Genomic DNA, 3,390 nt, shown 5'->3' with positions numbered 1-3,390 from the left:
TATGCCAACGATCTGCATTCATACTACGTCCCTTTCGTCTTCAGTTGAGAGTTTTTGCCTGGCTGGCATTTTGCCTTCGTGCGGCAGCGCGATCGACGAGCCGGTTCCATCGGCTGCATTGTTTTTGCGGTAGATCCGAAACGGGAAGTTCGTACAGGCAATAGTGCCCGTTGTAGGCGTGGCTGGCGATGAGGCCATGTTTGGCCCATCGGGTGACGGTGTGCTCGTGGATATTGAGACGCGCGGCCGCTTCCTGTTTTGTCAGCATTCCACGTTCCCGCAGGCGGTCATAGCGAGAGCGCAGCTTGTATTGGTGAACGAGATAGGCAACTCGCAAGGCCGTGAAGCGGGCGGTGTGGTGACCGCGGCGTGCGGCCTCGCCGGGACGGTATCCTTGCTGGTTGAGCAGTTCTGCGATCTCGGAATAGATGTGGTCGTCGAGGAGTTTATCGACCAGTTCGACGATGCCGGGCTGCGTCTTGACCTGCTGGGCGGAAGATTTTGGGCTCAAGGTTGTGAGCGTCTGGATCTTGCCGCCTTTGAATCGCACGTGAACCTTGGTGGTTCCTTCCGCCGGCAGCTTGACGAGAGTGACATCCTCAATGATGTGGGCAAGGAGTCGCTTGCGTTCGCGGTTTGGTGTGTCGGGATCCGCCCAGAGCTTGTTGAAATCCACCGTCATTGCGACCAGCCGCTCGCGGACAGCTTCATCAAGGATGAATTGATCGTGCTCCCGGGCACGCTCACGCTCTTCGCGGGCCTTGGCCAAAATACGGAGCTTCTCGTTCCATTCGCCTTCGAGCGTGTCGGCGACGAGACGATTGTCGGGATCGACCAGCATGAAACGGCGCTGGGCGAGATCGGCCTCGATCTGGGCGCGCTCGACCGCGCGACAGCGCAGCCGATCTGCTTCTTCATGCCGGGCTTGGATCTCCTTACGGACGTCGAGCGCCAGTTCGACGGCGGCCGGCGTCATCTGCTCGGCAATCAGCCTGCCGATGGCTTCATCGACGGGAGGCCCGGCGATCGACTGGCACAAGGGGTCACCGCGATAGGTATGGGCGCGATCGCAGATGTACCAGGCTTCCTGTCGGCCGCGCCGGGCAGCGTAGCGAACCCGGAAATGCCGGCCGCATTGCCCACATACCGCCCGACCTTGCAGCAGCGCCGGGCCTTCTCTTGGGATTGACGCTCGTGCCGCGTCATATCCTTGGCCGTTCGCCTTGAGAATCTTCAGGTTCTCCTGATGTTGTTCCCAGCTGATATACCCGGGATGCGCATCGGGAATGCAGGCCGGCCAATCATCATTGGTTCGCGCACGCACAGTCTTCTTGCCGTCGATGGTGCGCCGATAGTGTCGCCGCCCATAGGCATAGGCGCCGGCGTAACGCGGATTGTTCAGGACGCGCACCGCGGTCGATGCGGTCAGCGGCCGAAACACCGTCTGACTGTTGTGCAGGCGTGACGGGAACAAAAGGCCTTCCGTGCGAAAGGCCTTGACGGTCTGGGAGGCGGATCCGACGCGAGCGAACGTCTCGAAGAAATGGATGATCGTCTCCCTGACTTGCGTGTCCGGATCGAGCACCACATTGCCGGAATGGTCATAGACCAGCCCGGTTGGCAGGGGACAGCGAAACTCGCCGCGCCTTGCCTTGTTGAGGATGCCTCCGCGCAGCCGTGCCTTGATCACATGCAACTCTGCTTCGCTCATGGTGCCCTTGAGACCGAGCAGGAGCCGGTCGTTGAAGCCTGCGGGGTCATAGACGCCGTCTTCATCGAGGATCAGGGTGTCGGCAAGAGCGCAGATCTCCAGCAGGCGCTGCCAATCGGCATTGTTCCGCGCCAGCCGGGAGACTTCCAGCCCCATCACGATCCCGGCGCGCCCCATGCCGACGTCGCTGACCAAACGCTGAAACCCCTCGCGCCAGGCCGCCGAAGCACCGGATTCACCCTGATCATTGTCGACGACGATAATCTGCTCGTCCCGCCAGCCGAGGGCGACCGCACGTCCACGAAGCGCATATTGCCGCCTGGCGCTCTCGGTGTTCTCGATGACTTGCCGCATCGAGGATTGGCGGATGTACAGGTAGGCGCTGCGTTCGACGTGATGAGGCTGGACTTTAAGGTGCGCATTCATGGTGACCTCCGGTCGTGGATGCTCATGGCTATTGTCGCAAGGACGTGAACGACGGCTGCGTGCCCGCCGTGCGTCGGCCAGGCGGTCGACGGTGGATGACTTTGTTCTTGCAGGGGATTTGCTGCTGCGGCCAGCGTCTGTGCCCATCCCCACATGCCCCGGCGCAGAAAGAGCATGAGGCCGCTACGAGCCTTGAGAGGCAGAGCTTCGCCGAGGGCTGCCCCGCGCAGCACCTCATACTGGGCCGCAATGGCCGACGACAGGATCGACGAACGCACCGATGCCGCGGCAATGTTCACCTGCCGGTTTTTTTTAATACCCGCTCGATCGTCCTGGGATGAAGCTCGACATCGAGTTCGCGGCGGACCAGCTTCGCCAGCTCCCGAGCACGAACGGGTTCGCCCGGGCCCAACTGCGCCTGAAGAAACGCCAGGACTTCGTCGTCGATTTTGTGGGGACCGCGGGGGCCCGGCTTCTTTGGTACCAGTCCCGCAATCCCGGCTGCGTCGAAGCTCGCCCTTGCCTGGTAATAGGTCGGCCTGGAAACGCCATACTCGTCGGACGCCACCGTCACCGACATGTTGTCGACGGAGACGCGCCGCAGCATCTCGTATCTGACCTGCACGGCGTCGTGCGGATCGAAGAACTCGCTGTCGCTGAACTTCGGATCGCCCACCTTCTCGGGGTTTGGATTGAAGGTGCCTTGTTCGATGAGGGCCTCCGTCTTCGAGCGCTTGCTGTCGGACATCGCCGGCTCCGAGTGTGGAAAGAAGCATAATCGTAAAGATATTTATGCCGCTATTAGCATCGATGTCAAGGCGGCTTGTGCGATCAATGCTGAACGTGTAGCCGAAATGCTGGGATATGCTCATCATACAAACCCTCCTGCGGCATAATCCGCCTTACAGATGCGGCATAATTATCCTTACAACTTGTCGAGTGATCGCGAAGCCGATTTACCAGAAAGGCGCCCGACCAGACTGGCCAGCTCCAGCAAGTCGACAGTACGCAAGAGCGCCCGCCCATTCCCCATGACAACTTCTGGATCCGGGTTCGCAAGATCAGTCCATTGCGGGGGAACAGACCACACGGCAGTATCGTCGGCCTGCAGCAAAAGGCGTTCGCCATGCCGATTGTATCGCCTGCCGACACATGGCAGCAGCCGCGAGAACAGAGGATGAAACGGATGCGTGATCCGCACTAATTGCGTAACTGCGTTCGTAGAGTCTGCATTCCCAAGTGAGGTACAAGCG

General features: G+C 60.5%; 3 protein-coding genes. All 3 read right to left on the bottom strand.

Features of this window, described 5'->3' with window-relative positions:
• Positions 1 to 40: 40 nt before the first annotated feature.
• Positions 41 to 2,137, bottom strand: coding sequence for a recombinase family protein (locus NKJ91_RS33410; protein WP_352458900.1), 2,097 nt, complete (start codon positions 2,135 to 2,137; stop codon positions 41 to 43).
• A 295-nt stretch (positions 2,138 to 2,432) separates the two neighbouring features.
• On the bottom strand, positions 2,433 to 2,885 hold the full coding sequence (locus tag NKJ91_RS33405) for a helix-turn-helix domain-containing protein (protein WP_352458899.1): 453 nt from the start codon (positions 2,883 to 2,885) through the stop codon (positions 2,433 to 2,435).
• A 177-nt stretch (positions 2,886 to 3,062) separates the two neighbouring features.
• Positions 3,063 to 3,390: DUF5372 family protein (locus tag NKJ91_RS33400; RefSeq protein ID WP_352458898.1), on the bottom strand; the 328-nt coding region annotated here is incomplete at its 5' end.

Origin of the sequence: Mesorhizobium sp. M0040, from assembly GCF_040323505.1 — a bacterium.
Taxonomy (GTDB): domain Bacteria; phylum Pseudomonadota; class Alphaproteobacteria; order Rhizobiales; family Rhizobiaceae; genus Mesorhizobium.
This window is presented reverse-complemented; position numbering and strand designations above follow the sequence as displayed.

Excerpts from the sequence above, each read along its gene's own strand:
- NKJ91_RS33410 (WP_352458900.1), bottom strand. The coding sequence starts at position 2,137 with ATGAATGCGCACCTTAAAGTCCAGCCTCATCACGTCGAACGCAGCGCC.
- NKJ91_RS33405 (WP_352458899.1), bottom strand. The coding sequence starts at position 2,885 with ATGTCCGACAGCAAGCGCTCGAAGACGGAGGCCCTCATCGAACAAGGC.